The following is a 15,648-nucleotide window of genomic DNA, read 5'->3' as shown; positions in this document are numbered from 1 at the left end:
TTAAGTACGTTAGCATCATTAGCTTATACTATCTTATTCACATTCATTCTCAGTCTCTCTGATACTTCATCCACATTCCACCTTTCGAAGTGGCTTCCGTATCGGGACACAAAAGATAGATGTAGAATTTATCTCCTGCACTCTGACGGTCGTGACGAACAACAAAAAGCCCTTTCTCATTGAACCAGGTATCTATCAGGTCTTTACAGTAGGCATTTATCTCAGCTACTTCAGTCGCGTTAAGAGTACCGCCGCCGCAAGTCTGTCCGCTGCCGGATATGTTCTTAAACAAGACACGGTCTTTATCGGAATTATTCATCAGGATGCTTGCTCCTTCTTCACTGCTCGGGAAAGCGAGGTTTGCAAACCACCATGTCCAGATAACGAGCGGTCTTTGCTTCGCGCTTCCACTCCATCCGAAATCATAGCTCATGGCATTTATATCGGCGATTGTTCCACCGGAGCTTGTAGCCTGTCCGCCTGTTCCCGCCCATATTTCATCGCAAGCGGCACCATGATCCTGCGCTTTTCCGAGTGTGAATTTTCCTCCGGAAGTCACATAGTCGAAGTCATTGACCGCTCCCTTGTTGGAGGTCAGGGTTACATTTGACATACCGTCTACCGCCACCGCATCACCGGTGCAATCAATGGCTTTGAAGGCATAAGTGGCTCCGTTCACCGATTTAATCTGTTCTACCGGCGTGTCCAGTTTGAAGATTTGCCCTTCTTTCGTCAGTTTAGATTCATAATATTGCGTATGGCCGTTCGCATCGCTTCCATCCTTGTTTTCAATCGTTATTACCTTGACAGAAAGATCATTGACACCATTCAGTACCAAGCCATAATAACCGATAAAATTGCCGGAAGCGTCACAGATGGACTGATTATCCAATAAGTTTTTCTCAAAGAGTTCGGTAAAGTCCGCTTTTGAAGCAACTTTACCATCGATGTATGCCTGTGTAGTCGGCTGCAGTTCAATGGTATTGCCGGTAGATTCACCGTATAAGTTCAGTTGTGGCGCCTCTCCTTCTGCCGGAATCTCTGATACGACAAACTTGGTATCTGCAAATTCACTACCCAGGTTTTGCAGATGGACATCGCAATTCTCAATATCCAGTGCCACTTCCTTGCCTTTGGCAGAGAATGATGTTTTTCCTTCTACCGCCATCTCCAGAAAGTCCGAATCCAGTGTCACTGTTCCGTCTTCATGAAACTGGAAGTAAAACTCGTGCCCCTGATAGTCAGCTTTCCAACAGCCATCAGCTGTGCCATACAATATTTCTTTAACGGAGGAAGCCTTCAGACGGTCACCATCTCCGTAGCCCACGTCATTCAAATCCAAGGTATTGCAACTCCAAAAGCTCGTGCACAGCACAGCTAATGCAAATAATACTTTCTTCATCATAGTTGTTTTTTAAAGGTTGCTCTATTAGTTATTTTGCAGGAACACTTCCACCTCTGTCTTGTATTCGTTCCAGAGTTCTTCCATCGTAAGGTCCGGGTAGCTCTCCTTCAGGATATACTTCACCGCATCCTCCAGGCTCCACTGGTTGGTCAGTTCGTCCATCAGCACCGTCCATGGCAACATACGTACGAAGTCGCCATTATAGAGACGCAGCCAGCTCATAAAAGCACCGGAAGTATTATAGTCAACCTGCCAGACAAAGTATTTATCACTCTGCGGATTCCGGTAAGACTTGGCGATAGCGGCCTGATACTCTTCTTTTTGCGTAGCCAGAATATATCCTTTGCTCGCTACTTTCACAGCGTCCGGCCATCCTTCCTGATACCCCTGTCGGTCACAATCCTGCACACCGTCCATGATATATTTTCCTTGTTTGGGCATCCACTGCACGCAGTGTCCCATCTCGTGCATAAACACATGCTGCATGTCCGGCAATTTCCACCACGCATCGTTCGGATTGCTTTCCGAAGCCGGATAAACAATGCCTCTTCCTTCGTTATGGGTGGGGTAATCTATCGCATACGCTCCTCCGGTCTGGTCTTTCTTGATAAAGACACGCAGTTTGCTGTAAGGGTCAAAAGCCAGATTATAGGGATCGAATGACATAGCCGCACAATCCATATAATACCATTTCCGGAACTCTTCCTGAGTAGCAGCCTCATCTCCGTTACCTATCAGATTATACAATGCAGAAACGGGACGTATCTCCGAATCACTCTCAAAGGAAATCTGAACTTGTGTCGCCTGGCTGGTTTTAAAATACTGCCAGACAGCATAGTTCATATCCACTTGAAGTTCATACTTATCCGCCTGATCGCTCAGATTCGTCCAGTCACTTGTCTGCCGGGCACCGTCGGCATCTTTGTAGATAGAACGGAAACGAAGTTCCTCTACACCGTAACGGTCTGTAACCACTACTGTACGATATTTACTCAGACGCAGAGTGGTCGGCTCGTTGCCATAATCCCGCCTTTTCACAGTCAGGTTGCCAAAATCACCGACATTCGGTATCATGACGCGCTTTATCTTTTTGCCTGAGAGCAGGGAGTTGAATTCTACTTCCACTCCCACATATTCGTCTCTCTTTTCCCAGCCGGAGTTACTGCCGTCCCACGTGAGGTAAAGTTCATTCAGCACCTCATCATATTTCGCCTCTTTGAGAGGGGCAGCCGCATATCCGGCTACGGTATTCCCGTCTTTCAGTACAGGCTGATAATCTTTATAGATGTCAGGAGTTGCAAAGCTGTCTTCCTCACCGTAGCAGGCAGCCAGCGTCAGCGAGACAAACAACCCGAAAGCTATATCTTTCCAATGTTTCATAATCTTCTTGTTTAAGCGTTATTGTTCGAATATTGTATTACCATCCTAAGTTTTGTACCAGCGACGGGATACGACGGAGGTCATCATAAGGTATCGGCATGAAATATTGCTTTTTCGTAAATGCTACACGAGTCTCAAAAGAGGTTCTTTCGAAGAATGCCGGATAATCCTTATCCATATTCATACCGTATACTTTGCCTCCTTCGCCTCCGGTGTGATATGCCGGATAGATCCAATGTTCGGGATCATTCTGTCCTTCCGCCACTTTCCAGCGACGCACATCGAAATAGCGGTTCCATTCGAAGACAAGTTCAACCAGACGTTCGCGGCGGATACGGTTCAGCAGATCGGTCTGTGTCTTTGGACAGGTTATCTTGCCGGCTGTTGCGGTAAACGTATATTCGGGAATGCCTGCACGGACACGGATTTTATTCAGATAAGTCAGGGCATTGTCGAGATCGCTGCACATACAAAGCGCCTCAGCATATCCCAAATACATATCTGCCAGCCGAAGTACCGGAGAGAAGTGTTTCGAGCCGTTGTTGTTAGAAGCTTTCGCACCCCGACGGATCAAGTATCCCGAATCCGGACAGTCGCCGGAGGCTTTGGACTTGCCGCAGGTTCCGTTTGCACCGTTGGTGAAGTCTGTGCGCATTTCCTCATTGTACTTACCTTCGTTCAGCCAGATAGAGCCGCTATAGGTAATATTCACATAAAAGCGCGGTTCACGGTCTTTCCACTGTTTCAGCACTTTGGACTTATCGGCGTCAAAGTAAAGACGGGAAGGGTTGTTGGGGTCATAATATCTTCCGGATGTGAAGTTGTTGGCGCCCGGTATACCCTCGAATTTGTCATAGCCGGGGTCTTCTTCGATGGTCAGTCCGTCTTTCGTAAAGAACAGGTCTACCGTTTCCTGGGTTGTATAATAGCCACCGCCGCCAGTCACGTCGGTATCCTGGAAGTCGGTAAACTTAGGACATACCCAGTAGGTATAGTCGTACAAATCTCTCAGCTTCACAAAAATCAGTTCATCAACAGCTTCCCAGGTTGTGGTGAAAAACTCGCCCGCAGCCCTGCACGAAGCATAAGGGTCTAGTTTTCCATTCGTATAGACCTCGGTCAGCTTATATCCCTGTCCGGTTGCGAAGGTCATAAACCGTTCATACGCATCACGTGCCTGAGCCCATTTGGAGTTATCTTCAGTCTGAGGGAAAAGTTGTTTGCCGTCTTTATTCTTGACTGATGCCTGATCCGTATTTCCGTTGAAAAGCGGACTTGCCCAATAGAGGTACAGCTTTGCCTTGAGTGCCATACAAGTGGCGACATCCATACGTCCCAGGTTTGCCTTCCCGGCTCTCTGGAGCAAATCGCCGGAATCAATGGCGCTCTGCAATTCCGTAGCGATGAAGTTTACGCATTCGTCTACTGAATTACGTTCTTTAATCAGTTCTTCCAAGGAAGCGTCCAAAGGAATGGGATCTTCGCCAATCAACGGAATGGGACCGTAAAGGCGCAGCAATTCAAAATAATAGTATGCCCGCAATGCACGTGCTTCCGATTTCCACTTTCCACGTGTAGAGGCGGCGGCTTCTGTACATTTATCTACGTTCTGGATGAACGTACTTGCTTTAGCTATTGCCTGATAGTACTTTGAGAAGTACTCACTTGCCTGTGCAGAAGCGGAGTTAAAGGAACCGTTGGTCCATTCCGCATACGTTTTGTTCCAGCGGTTTGCTCCGTCCAACGATGCTTCTGTAAAGATACCTCCGTAGGTGTTCGGATGAATGGCATCTGTCACTTCACGCACGTAGCTGTATACATTGTTCAGATATTCTTCCGTCCTTTGCTTGGAGGCAAACGTTTCGTCCAGTCCAAACTGCACACCGGGAATCGGTTCAAAGAAATCACTGCAAGCAGTCAGTCCGACACACATCGATGCAGCCAACAGGTATTGTTTTATTCTATTCTTCATAACGATTATTTGACTTTAGGGTTAAAAACTAAACTTGACTCCGACCGAATAGCTGGATACATTCGGATAAGCTGTTCCGTTGCTCGTATTCAGTTCCGGGTCCCACAGCTTGAAATTAGAGAAGGTAAGCAGATTCGTACCCATAAGGTAGACGCTTGCACTTTTGAGGAAACATCTGTCCAGCAGTTTTTTCGGTATATTATAGGATATGTTCAGTTGTTTCAGACGCAGGAAGCTGACGTCTTTCACCCACCACGAACTTTTCTGAACATTGTTCGTGTTGGCGTCACTGCCGACATACATGCGTGGATAGAACACATCCTGATTGGTCGGATCGTCGGGACTCCAGCGGTCGTGGATGTTGGCAAAGACATTGTCACGGCCTTCGTCATCCCAGAAAGGCTTGATACAAATGCCGTCCAGATAGCGGTCAGCCTGTCCGGTTCCCTGAAACAGGGCACTGATAGAAAAGTCTCCGATCTGTAGGTCGGCACCGAATCCGTAATAGATTCTAGGGACATCACCGCGTCCGATGACGGTCTTGTCATAGTTGTCGATCACACCGTCTCCGTTCAAGTCACGGTATTTGATATCGCCTACATGTACTGTTCCGAACTGGGTAGCATGGTCTTCAATCTCCGCCTGACTGGTAAAGAGCCCATCGGCTATGAATCCCCAAGTCGCATTTACATTCGTACCGCGTGTCTCCATCCAAGGATAGTCTACCGGCGGTTCGTCATTCTCTATAATCTTGTCTTTATTGAAAGTCAGATTGCCACGTACCGTAAGGAATGTCTTCTTACCCAGCCGTTGTGTATAGTCCATCGCCAGCTCTATACCTTTGTTTTCTACGACACCCAGATTAGCATAAGGGTTTTCGATCCATCCTGCGTAGCTGGGGATTGTACTGCGTTGCAGGAAGATGTTGTCGCGACGTTCCTTGAAAAAGTCGACTACAAAGGACAGATTATCATTCAGAAACTTGATATCGATACCCAAATCTTGCTTTCTGGATTTAGACCAAGTGACATTTACACCGTACTTTTCTTCTCCATACCCGTTGGCACTTGTATAATTGGTTCCGAACATGGTTCCTGTCAGACCGGTGAACACCCCCTGATACATGAAGCGTCTGCCTGTTGCGGTATCACTGCCGACCCATCCGTCCGTATAGCGGAATTTGAGGAAGGAAATGTATTTGCGAACCGGATTCCAGAAAGATTCATTGGAGACTGCCCATCCCAGACCAAAAGCAGGGAAAACACCATAACGCTTGCCCGGACTGAAGTTCTCCGAACCATTGATACCGAGATTGAATTCTGCGAAGTAACGGTCGTTCCATGAATAAGTAGCACGTCCGGCAAAACCGCGTTGCTTGTAAGGCATACCGCCAATGACATCCGTCGCATTCAAATCCCAATATACTTTCTGATTGTAAAGCAACAGACCTCCTACCCGATGAGCACCGAAACTACGATCATAGTTCAAGGATGCTTCTGTATACACCGTGCGGCTGCTCCATTGCTCCGGTGTCTGAAGTGACAGGCTACCATCCGCTTCTTTCAGCACCGAGTAGAGGTAATCGCCTGTTTCTTCATCAAACAAGGTGTCTTCTATCCAGATTCCGTTTTCATCCGTTTTACCGGCAAAGGTGTACATCGGTTCATTCCGGTTATACTTTCTCTTACGTGAATTGTAAGTATCGAAAGCTACCATGGCAGAAGCGGAAAGTCCTTTGCTCCACTTCCAGAAATCCAAGTCCTGCTTCACGCGGATATTAGAATTTAACTGGCTGGAAAATTCATCATAATAACCTCCGCGAGCCAGCAGACCGTAAGGGTTGAACTTTTGCTGTGAGTTGATACCGGACACGGTACCGTTGGGCAGCAACAAAGGATAAATAACCGGATTCACATCCATACAGGCTGCGTACAGCGAACTGGTGCTGCTCTGCGGATAGTGTCCCTGTCCCAGATAACCGGAAAAACCCAGATCAACCGTCGTCTTGGAAGTCGGCTTCAGATTCAGATTGGAGGTGAAGTTATAACGGTCGTACTTCATCTGAGTATTGTAGTTCTCCAGCTTGAAGTTGCGGGTCATACCGGTTTCTCCGTAGTAACTCAATGAAGCATAATAGTTTGCATTAGGTACACCACCACGGATATTAATATTCCCGCGACGGTTGTGTCCCCAGTCATTGAACAGGTTATCTGCCCAGTCGATGGCCGGATACAGGTAAGGATTATACAATCGGGGATTGTCATTCGGCAATAAACCGTTGGCCTTCTTTGTCGCTTCGATATAAGCAGCCGAATATTTAAGTGTACCGCTTGTATTCATCTGCGCCTCGTTGCGTGCATCCATGTAAGTGTAGGCATCTGCCATATCTACTTTCTTGGTCAGGCGGGTAAAACTTTCGTAATAGTCCACACTAAACTGCGGTTTGCCTACTTTACCGGGTTTGGTTTTCACAATCACGACTCCGTTGGCACCACGTACACCATATACTGCAGTTGCGGAAGCGTCTTTCAGCACTGTAAACGATTCGATATCTTCAGGGTCGATATTGTTGAAACTACGTTCTACCCCATCAACGAGCACAAGGGGACTGGAACTCTGTCCGAGCAAGGAAGATAAACCACGAATCCAGATATCCGATTCATCGTGACCGGGTTCGCCGCTACGCTGAACGGCAACCACCCCGGCAATGCGTCCGGAAATAGCAGAAGACAGACTTGCAGCAGGCATCTTAATGTCTTTCACATCCATCGTAGACTGAGCGCCTACCACGGATACTTTACGCTGATTGCCGTAACCCACTACTACCACTTCATCCAGTGACGACACATCTTCCACCAAAACGACATCTACGATTTTTTGCTTTGCTACCTTTACCTCTTGCGGCTTATATCCTATATAAGATATGAGCAGAATAGGATTCCCTGTTGAAAGCTTCAAGGTATACTGACCATTCATATCGGTAATGGTACCATTCGTTGTACCTTTTTCCTGAACACTCACCCCTATGAGCAGTTCTCCTTTTTCATCAGAGACACGGCCTGTGACGGAACTTCCTTGCGCCCATACTGTTACACTACACGTAAGTAACAATAGTAGTAGCCATAATGACCTGATGCGATGTTTTTTCATTCCAAACAAATTCATACTACTTGTTTTTAATTAATAATAATAAGGTTACCAAATACGTTTAATACGTTGACGCAAATTAAAGGAATAGCCAAAGAAATGAGATACTCCTGTGCGCCAAAAAACAGAGAAGAGAAAAAATGTCTGTTTAAAGTACAGATGGTAAAATAGAGTACTGGATAATACCCTATATATCAGAATAATAAATAATGGAAAACAAAAGAGAGTACAAAGGAGACCAACCTTAAAAAGCAGCACAGATCAGCATGGGAATTTATTTCTTGGCAACTAATACCAGACCGCTTCCTGGCTGTTCACTCCTGATTTTTATGAGTGTCATTCCCTAAAAGCTTCTCTCTATATACCTTAGGAGTTACGCCAAACTTACGGGTAAACTCTTTGTAGAAGTAAGCACGACTGGATATACCTACATCGGAAATTACATCCTGAATAGACAGTTCCTCGTTCTGCAACAAACGGGCGGCCTTCTCCATCCGGTAATCTTTAATCAAATCGCTGGGTGACATACCCGAAATCTCCTTAAACCTCCGGTAGAACTGACGGGAACTCATCAACATTTGTTCTGCCACAAACGTGGAGCCCAAATCTTCACGATCCAGATTCTGCTCCACGACCTGCAAGAACTTCCTGACAAAATCCGCCTGTTCCGTAGTGGTACAAACAATAGAATCTGCCCAGCCTTCCAGGTCTTCCATATAAATCTGTCTGGCTTCCCGCTTGCCATAAATCACTTTATGGATCGTTTCTTTCAGGAATGGTATATCATAAGGAAGAACAATATAAGAATCTGCCCATAGAATCAACTCCCGCTGCATAGACGCACTGACTTTCCATGTCAACATCGGAATAAACGCTGTCTTCGACAACATAGAACGATTCTTATTGACATACTTTATAAAGGTACTTTCCGCATCGGCATACATAAGCATATCCACCAGAAATAAAGTCGGTGCGGACTTATGCATCTCGTCAAATGCCAACTGCACACTCCGCACTGAACGGACTTCATACTCATCGGAAAGTAACGCACTGATCAACCAGACGATCTCTTCCCTGTCTTCCAACAACAAAACTGTTTTTCTCACTTCATTCTGCTCTGCCACAACAACCGGATCGAATGTGATAGTCAACTGATTATCCTGCCCTACAGGGGTTATATAACGCATCACACTATTCTGCTGCTTCAATGCAGAAAACACGAAACGTTGCATGGTCCGTATCCTAAACATATCATCCGAATCTTTCGCCCTGATAGACAAGAGTTCTTCTCCGGACAATACATCCTTCAATCCTTTCACTGTTTCATCCGGAGAAACAAATGTCAGCATCATACAACCTGCTTCTTCTGTCACCGTCACCGATACCTTCTCTGTCTTACAACTGGAAATATAAAGGTAACTGAAATAAAGGATACAACGTAACGCATTCTTATAGGCGGGATAAGTGAAATTTTCCGGAATGTCTAACTGTATCGAAGAGACATCATGGCCTTCTTTTTCAAGTACTTGAAGCACCTCTTCCGCCATCTTCAAAAGAGACAAACGCCCCGAAACCGAAAAATGCAGCGACGACAACAAACGGAAACATTCATCACCCAACCCACACCCAAAGAGCAAGGACATCACGGATTCACGAATCTGACCTATTTTCTCTGCATGTCCTTCAGAGGAGATATTCTTGTCGTTTAGCTGATCACAAGCCTGATAAATGAGAGTACAAGTATTGAGCACCTCACGCGCCTGATAACTATCCGCCGCCAGAGATATATTTCGATTTTCCGACTCCAGCAGTTTCTTCATCATCCGTTCATGACGAAAATACTTGCGGAAAAGATGAATCACATACATTACCAATACGATACCCAATAGTATATAAACAATGTACGCATACACTGTGCGATACCAAGGGGGCAGAATGTGTACGGGAATCGTGAAGGTCTTGTATTCTGTAGCAAACACATCTTTCTTATAGCGAACCTTAAACAGATAATCTCCGGACGGGACGCTGAAATAGGATGCTTCATTCACACTGCTGAAAGCTCCCCAGTCCTTATCATAACCTTCGAGCATATACGAGTATTCCACATCGCCACCACTGGCATAATCAGGTACAACAAAGAATAAAGAAAACGAAAGATTGGCTCCCTGCATCCGCAGCCCTTTCCTGTCCGGCAAATAATGGTCTTGCAAATTGACAAATGTCTTTTCTATGATCAGCTTACGCAATAATATTTCCGGATAATATTCCGGTGCTGCCGACACCTTCTTATCAAGGTAGAGCAATCCGTTGATTCCTCCGAAGAAAAGACAACCGGTATATGGACAACGGTAATATGCATCATCGCTAAACTCTCCTATCTGAATGCCTCCGCTGTAATAATAGGCATGAGAAAATGAATTTTCCGGATTGAATTTGATCAGTCCGCGATTCGTACCCAGCCACAGCAGCCCGTTGGCATCTTCCAGAATACTATGAATCATGTCATTAAGCAACCCTTGTTCACGACCGATATAATCCGCTTCCAGTTTGCGTTCTTTAAAAGTAACGCGCACCAAGCCGGAGGTAGTGCCCACATACAATTGCTCTCCATGCCAGTGCAAACAGAGAATATCGTCTACAGATTTATGCAGAATCTCATTCAGGGAATAGATCTGATACTCTTCCGTTTTCCGGTCAAAACGTATCAATCCCTTTTGCCTGCTTCCCAGCCACAACAGGGAATCTCCTTGTGGCACCATACTATAAAAAAGGTTAAGCTCTTGTTGCTCATGGTAAAAACGATAATTCTTCCACGATTTGATTTGAACGTCCTGCTTACTGTTATCTACTATTACTTTATAAAAACCTTTACCCGAAGTCGCCAGATAAAGGACACTATCGCTTTCCTCAAAGATGGAATGCACTTCTGCCACTTCTCTTCCAGTTCCTGTTTCCCTATTTGAAAGTTCATGCAACTTTCCATTATCAAAAGAATAATAGCACAAGCCCGAAGAGCCGGTTCCAACCCAGAATCCATTCCTATAACGGCTCTCCAACATGGAGTATACCTGAAATTCCCTGTTCTGCTTGACATACGACATCGCATTCTGCTTTTTATCCAGCGAGTAAACCTCTGTGTTGGATGCGTGTACCCCGTCCCGATAGTTTTTCACATGCAGCAGCCCGTCTCCCTTTGTTCCAAACCAAAGTCCCCCGTATTTGTCGGTCATTATCGACCTTACCTGACGGGTCAAATTAGGTGAGAAACTGTTTAACATCAGATTAGTGGCAATAGAATACTTCTTGGAATACATAATGGCTCCTTGCCCGTCGGTTCCTACCCACAGTACCCCTTGCCGGGAGTCATTATAAATACCATAGATACGCATATTCTGATCGATAATCTCCTCTGCATACTTTTGAGAAAGACGCAAGCGAATCAGACCATTCGTCTGGAATGCGATAACAATATCCTCATAGAAAGGTACAATTCCCGTTATTTGCCCATATTTATGAACCATCTCACCAATGTTACGGATGTAAATCTTAGACTTTCTTGATATATCATACACAAAAAGATCATAATCCGAATCATAGAAACAGAATACACCATTCTGATAGCAGACATACTGTATCTGCTTGGAGTGAAAATGTGAGGGAGTAGTAGTGAGACGCGTAGACAAGGTATCCTGATCGAAAGAGTTTAAAGAGAAACGATACAGGTCACCGCTTTCATAAGGGAAAAGGTATAATTCACCTTCGTCGGTAACAAACGCGCGAACATCTACTTTCAGCATTTTAATATCGGGCATCGGAATCCGCACAAAACGGCGATGGTGGGTATTGTAATAGGCAATCCAGTCATAACTCAACGCCCATGTATTACCTGCATGGTTGGAATGAATCACGAAATCAGTGTCAAATTCATAATTGCAGATTACCTGCCGTGAATCCTTCGAAAAACGATTGGCTCCCAAATGTGTAGTTATCCATAAGCAACTGCTGTCTGCCTGCTGAATAGAATGAATAATGTTATTGCTCAGCGTCTTTTGTTCCGAAAAGTCTGAACGAAATACTTCCATACTTTTCCCATCGTAACAATTTACCCCATCATAGGTACCAAACCACATCAATCCCTCATTATCCTGAAAAAGACAAAGTACGGCGCTATTGGACAATCCCTGCTGGTAGTCCACCTTTTGGAAAAGATAGGCATCCTTTACATTGTCAGCTATGCTAATCAATGGACAAATCAATGTGATAAAAACTAGAATCAGGCGTATTCTCATAGCATTTTGGAAAGTAATCAGATAATAATATGCACAAAGGTATATTTTCGGTAGCAAATTACCAAAAGTTTTTTTCGCCTTCAGCGGTTACAAACCTCACATTAACAAATAGGTATCTCAGAAAGGCATGAAAAAAGGGAGGACTCGTTTATTAGTCCTCCCTCTCTTATTATGCTCAAAGCTAGTTGATTGCTGTTACTTGGCTAGTTCATTGATTACATCCATAATTTTCTGACCGATCTCTTCAGCAGCTCCCATGGTCGAAGCCTCGCTGTACACACGAATAATCGGTTCCGTATTGCTCTTGCGCAGGTGCACCCACTTATCAGCGAAGTCAATCTTCACACCGTCGATGTCATTGATTTCCTCGTTCTTATAGATTTCCTTTACTTTAGCCAGGATAGCATCCACATCGATTTCCGGTATCAGATCTACCCGATTCTTGGCTATGAAATAAGGAGGATAAGTAGCACGAAGCTCGCTCACCTTCTTCCCTTCGTGAGCCAGATGGCTGAGGAATAAAGCGATACCTACCAAAGCGTCACGTCCGTAATGGCTGGCAGGATAGATCACTCCACCGTTTCCTTCACCGCCAATTACAGCATTCGTTGCTTTCATCTTGGTGACTACATTTACTTCTCCTACAGCAGAGGCGCTATATTCCATACCGTATTTGCGGGTTACATCACGCAAAGCACGGGTAGAGCTCAAATTAGAAACCGTATTGCCCGGAGTATGCTTCAATACATAATCAGCTACAGTAACCAATGTATATTCTTCACCGTACATGACACCGTTCTCGCAGATCATAGCCAAACGATCAACATCCGGGTCTACAACAAATGCAACATCCGCTTTTCCACCTTTCATCAGGTTCATGATGTCACCCAGGTTCTTTTCAAGTGGTTCGGGGTTGTGCTGGAAGTTTCCGGTAGGTTCGCAATAGAGTTTCTCTACATGTTTCACACCCAGACGTTCCAGAAGTTCCGGAAGGATAATACCTCCTACAGAGTTTACACAGTCGATAGCTACACGGAAATTCGCTTTCTTGATAGCTTCCACATCTACCAGGTCGAGAGCCAGTACGCTATCAATATGTTTTTGATTGTAAGTCAGGTCTTTGCGATAAGAGCCCAAGTGGTCTACATCGGCATAGTCGAATTCCTCAGCCTCAGCAATACGAAGTACTTCATTGCCTTCTTCCGCATTCAGGAATTCTCCATGTTCATTGAGTAGTTTCAGTGCGTTCCACTGTTTGGGGTTGTGAGAAGCTGTCAGGATGATACCGCCACAGGCGCCTTCCATCGTCACAGCCAGCTCGGTAGTCGGGGTAGAAGCCAGATCGATGTCTACAACATCCCAGCCCATTCCCATCAGTGTGCCGACAACTACGTTTTTTACCATTTCACCTGAGATGCGGGCGTCGCGTCCCACTACAATTTTGTTGCTTTGTGCCTTACAGGTCTTACGAATCAAAGTAGCATAAGCCGAGGTGAATTTTACAATGTCAAGCGGATTTAGTCCCTCACCCGCTCCTCCGCCAATAGTTCCGCGGATTCCAGAGATAGATTTGATTAGAGTCATAGGTCTTTTAACTAAGATTTATATGGGGGTTAATTCAGTGCTTTGCTGAATGTCCAAATATCATAATAGTATGGATTGACGTATTGTTGTGCTGATGAATGTCCTACCTTGGAAGGAACGATCAAACGTACATGGGCATAGTTGCGCACAAAAGGTAGTGCAAGCAGCCAGCCTGCAGGTACTGCTGTTGATTGATAATAACTTGCCCAATAATAGTCCATTTGTATGAAAGTACCGTACACATAGCTGCCTTCGGCTACATAACGGAATACAGCAGGATTCGTGTAAAGCTGATTTGCATCTCCCCACTCTTCGAGGAAAACATTGAAACAGGTAGTGTCGCGTGTCATTATATCTTCTTCGATATAACGGACGCAGATTTCATTGTTGTTAGCGAAAGTATCCGTTTTGTTCTCAGCACTTCCACGATCTACAATCTGCATATATACACCATCGGAGAGGGCAACGTATTCATTCCGTTCCAAATTGGTGACAGTATCATTCTTCTCAAATTCGTCCTGTGAAATGATCCGGATTCCTTTATCTTTGATGAATTTATTCACCGCATTCTTTTCGTCCTCCAACATTTCAGCATAAGTCTTTGAATCGTCGCACGCCTGGAATATACCTCCGGCTGCCAACAAAGAGAGAAATAAAAATACAAGTTTCTTCATTATCTGTTATTTAGCTATATTCTGCACAAATGTATCTCAAATTCATTGAAAGATGAAAGGGGAAAGTTGAAAGTTGGTAACTTTTAACCTTTCTCTGTCTACTTTTAACCTTCCATTCTTAGCTTTTGGCTGTCAACAAAGGTTTATATTTCTCCAGTGCCTGTTCGAAAACGGCTTTCGCCTCCTCTATCGTTCCGAAAAATTCACCGCCCGAAGCATTCAGATGACCGCCTCCGTTAAAGAATTCAGCTGCAAGCTGATTGCATGGGAAAGTACCGACCGAACGGAGCGAAATCTTAATCATCGGCTTTTCCGTATCTTCCCGCAAGAAACAGGAGAAACATACGTTCTTAATGGTAAGGGGAATATTCACAAACCCTTCGCTGTCACCTTTTATATAGTCAAACTTACTTTGTTCTTCCTTTGTCAGCGATATCAATGCGGCATTGTAATCTGAGTAAACCACCATATTTGACAACACATACCCCATCAGACGCAGGCGGCTCTCTGAATATGTATTGTATACTTTACGGTAGATATCATCTTTATCAATCCCTTTGGAAAGGAGTTCGCTGATGATAAAATAAATCTCGCGATTGTTGGAATTGTAGGTAAAGCCACCTGTATCCGTCATCATACCGGTATAGATACATTCTGCTCCTTCCTTTGAGATATCACTAAAGTACCCCATACGGCAAATCAGACGAAATATCAATTCTGAAGTGGAAGATATCTTAGGATAAGACATGGTAATCTTACAGAATTCTTCGGGATAAAGATGATGGTCGATCATCACTTTGCGTGCCGGAGAAGCTGCCACGGCATCCGCCATCTCATCAATACGCTTTAAGGCATTAAAGTCCAGACAGCAAATCACATCAGCTTCGGCAATCAATTTGTCCGCAAAGTCCTTATAGCGGTCATACAAAAGGATATCCTTGCTGCCCGGCATCCAGCGGAGGAAATCGGGGAAAGCGTTAGGAACAATTACATTTACTGTCTTCTCCTGTGAATCCAGGAAGTGATAAAGCCCCAGTGAAGAGCCGATAGCATCACCGTCGGGCGACACATGAGAAACGATTACTATTTTGTCAGCGCGCTCAAACCACTTGGTAAAGTGGTCGATTTTTGCCTGTTCTATTACTTTAGTCAACATACCATATTCTTTTTCGAGTTGCAAATGTACGATAATTCTTC

General features: G+C 44.9%; 8 protein-coding genes. All 8 read right to left on the bottom strand.

Going from position 1 to position 15,648, the window contains the following annotated elements; all coding sequences use genetic code 11:
- Positions 1 to 49 precede the first annotated feature (49 nt).
- A complete protein-coding gene (locus BT_RS19955; protein ID WP_224200590.1) occupies positions 50 to 1,405 on the bottom strand; it encodes a hypothetical protein in 1,356 nt (451 codons plus the stop codon).
- 24 nt (positions 1,406 to 1,429) lie between these two features.
- Positions 1,430 to 2,785, bottom strand: a complete 1,356-nt coding sequence (locus tag BT_RS19950) for a basic secretory protein-like protein (protein ID WP_011109038.1) — start codon at positions 2,783 to 2,785, stop codon at positions 1,430 to 1,432.
- 37 nt (positions 2,786 to 2,822) lie between these two features.
- On the bottom strand, positions 2,823 to 4,757 hold the full coding sequence (locus BT_RS19945; RefSeq protein WP_070102931.1) for a RagB/SusD family nutrient uptake outer membrane protein: 1,935 nt from the start codon (positions 4,755 to 4,757) through the stop codon (positions 2,823 to 2,825).
- A gap of 21 nt (positions 4,758 to 4,778) precedes the next feature.
- Positions 4,779 to 7,922, bottom strand: a complete 3,144-nt coding sequence (locus tag BT_RS19940) for a SusC/RagA family TonB-linked outer membrane protein (protein ID WP_011109036.1) — start codon at positions 7,920 to 7,922, stop codon at positions 4,779 to 4,781.
- 296 nt (positions 7,923 to 8,218) lie between these two features.
- Entirely contained in the window at positions 8,219 to 12,193 is a 3,975-nt protein-coding gene (locus BT_RS19935) for a two-component regulator propeller domain-containing protein (protein ID WP_011109035.1), read from the bottom strand.
- 195 nt (positions 12,194 to 12,388) lie between these two features.
- Positions 12,389 to 13,777 carry a phosphoglucosamine mutase gene (glmM, locus tag BT_RS19930; protein WP_011109034.1) on the bottom strand — a complete coding sequence of 463 codons (1,389 nt, stop codon included), beginning with the start codon at positions 13,775 to 13,777 and terminating at the stop codon, positions 12,389 to 12,391.
- 29 nt (positions 13,778 to 13,806) lie between these two features.
- Positions 13,807 to 14,451 carry a DUF4827 domain-containing protein gene (locus BT_RS19925; protein WP_011109033.1) on the bottom strand — a complete coding sequence of 215 codons (645 nt, stop codon included), beginning with the start codon at positions 14,449 to 14,451 and terminating at the stop codon, positions 13,807 to 13,809.
- Positions 14,452 to 14,569: 118 nt separating this feature from the next.
- On the bottom strand, positions 14,570 to 15,607 hold the full coding sequence (locus BT_RS19920; protein WP_008760868.1) for a DHH family phosphoesterase: 1,038 nt from the start codon (positions 15,605 to 15,607) through the stop codon (positions 14,570 to 14,572).
- Positions 15,608 to 15,648 lie beyond the last annotated feature (41 nt).

The sequence above is a fragment of the Bacteroides thetaiotaomicron VPI-5482 genome (assembly GCF_000011065.1).
Taxonomy (GTDB): domain Bacteria; phylum Bacteroidota; class Bacteroidia; order Bacteroidales; family Bacteroidaceae; genus Bacteroides; species Bacteroides thetaiotaomicron.
Note: the sequence above shows the minus strand (reverse complement) of the source record. Positions and strands in the feature narration are given on the sequence as shown.

Excerpts from the sequence above, each read along its gene's own strand:
- BT_RS19955 (WP_224200590.1), bottom strand. The coding sequence starts at position 1,405 with ATGATGAAGAAAGTATTATTTGCATTAGCTGTGCTGTGCACGAGCTTT.
- BT_RS19950 (WP_011109038.1), bottom strand. The coding sequence starts at position 2,785 with ATGAAACATTGGAAAGATATAGCTTTCGGGTTGTTTGTCTCGCTGACG.
- BT_RS19945 (WP_070102931.1), bottom strand. The coding sequence starts at position 4,757 with ATGAAGAATAGAATAAAACAATACCTGTTGGCTGCATCGATGTGTGTC.
- BT_RS19940 (WP_011109036.1), bottom strand. The coding sequence starts at position 7,922 with ATGAATTTGTTTGGAATGAAAAAACATCGCATCAGGTCATTATGGCTA.
- BT_RS19935 (WP_011109035.1), bottom strand. The coding sequence starts at position 12,193 with ATGAGAATACGCCTGATTCTAGTTTTTATCACATTGATTTGTCCATTG.
- glmM (WP_011109034.1), bottom strand. The coding sequence starts at position 13,777 with ATGACTCTAATCAAATCTATCTCTGGAATCCGCGGAACTATTGGCGGA.
- BT_RS19925 (WP_011109033.1), bottom strand. The coding sequence starts at position 14,451 with ATGAAGAAACTTGTATTTTTATTTCTCTCTTTGTTGGCAGCCGGAGGT.
- BT_RS19920 (WP_008760868.1), bottom strand. The coding sequence starts at position 15,607 with ATGTTGACTAAAGTAATAGAACAGGCAAAAATCGACCACTTTACCAAG.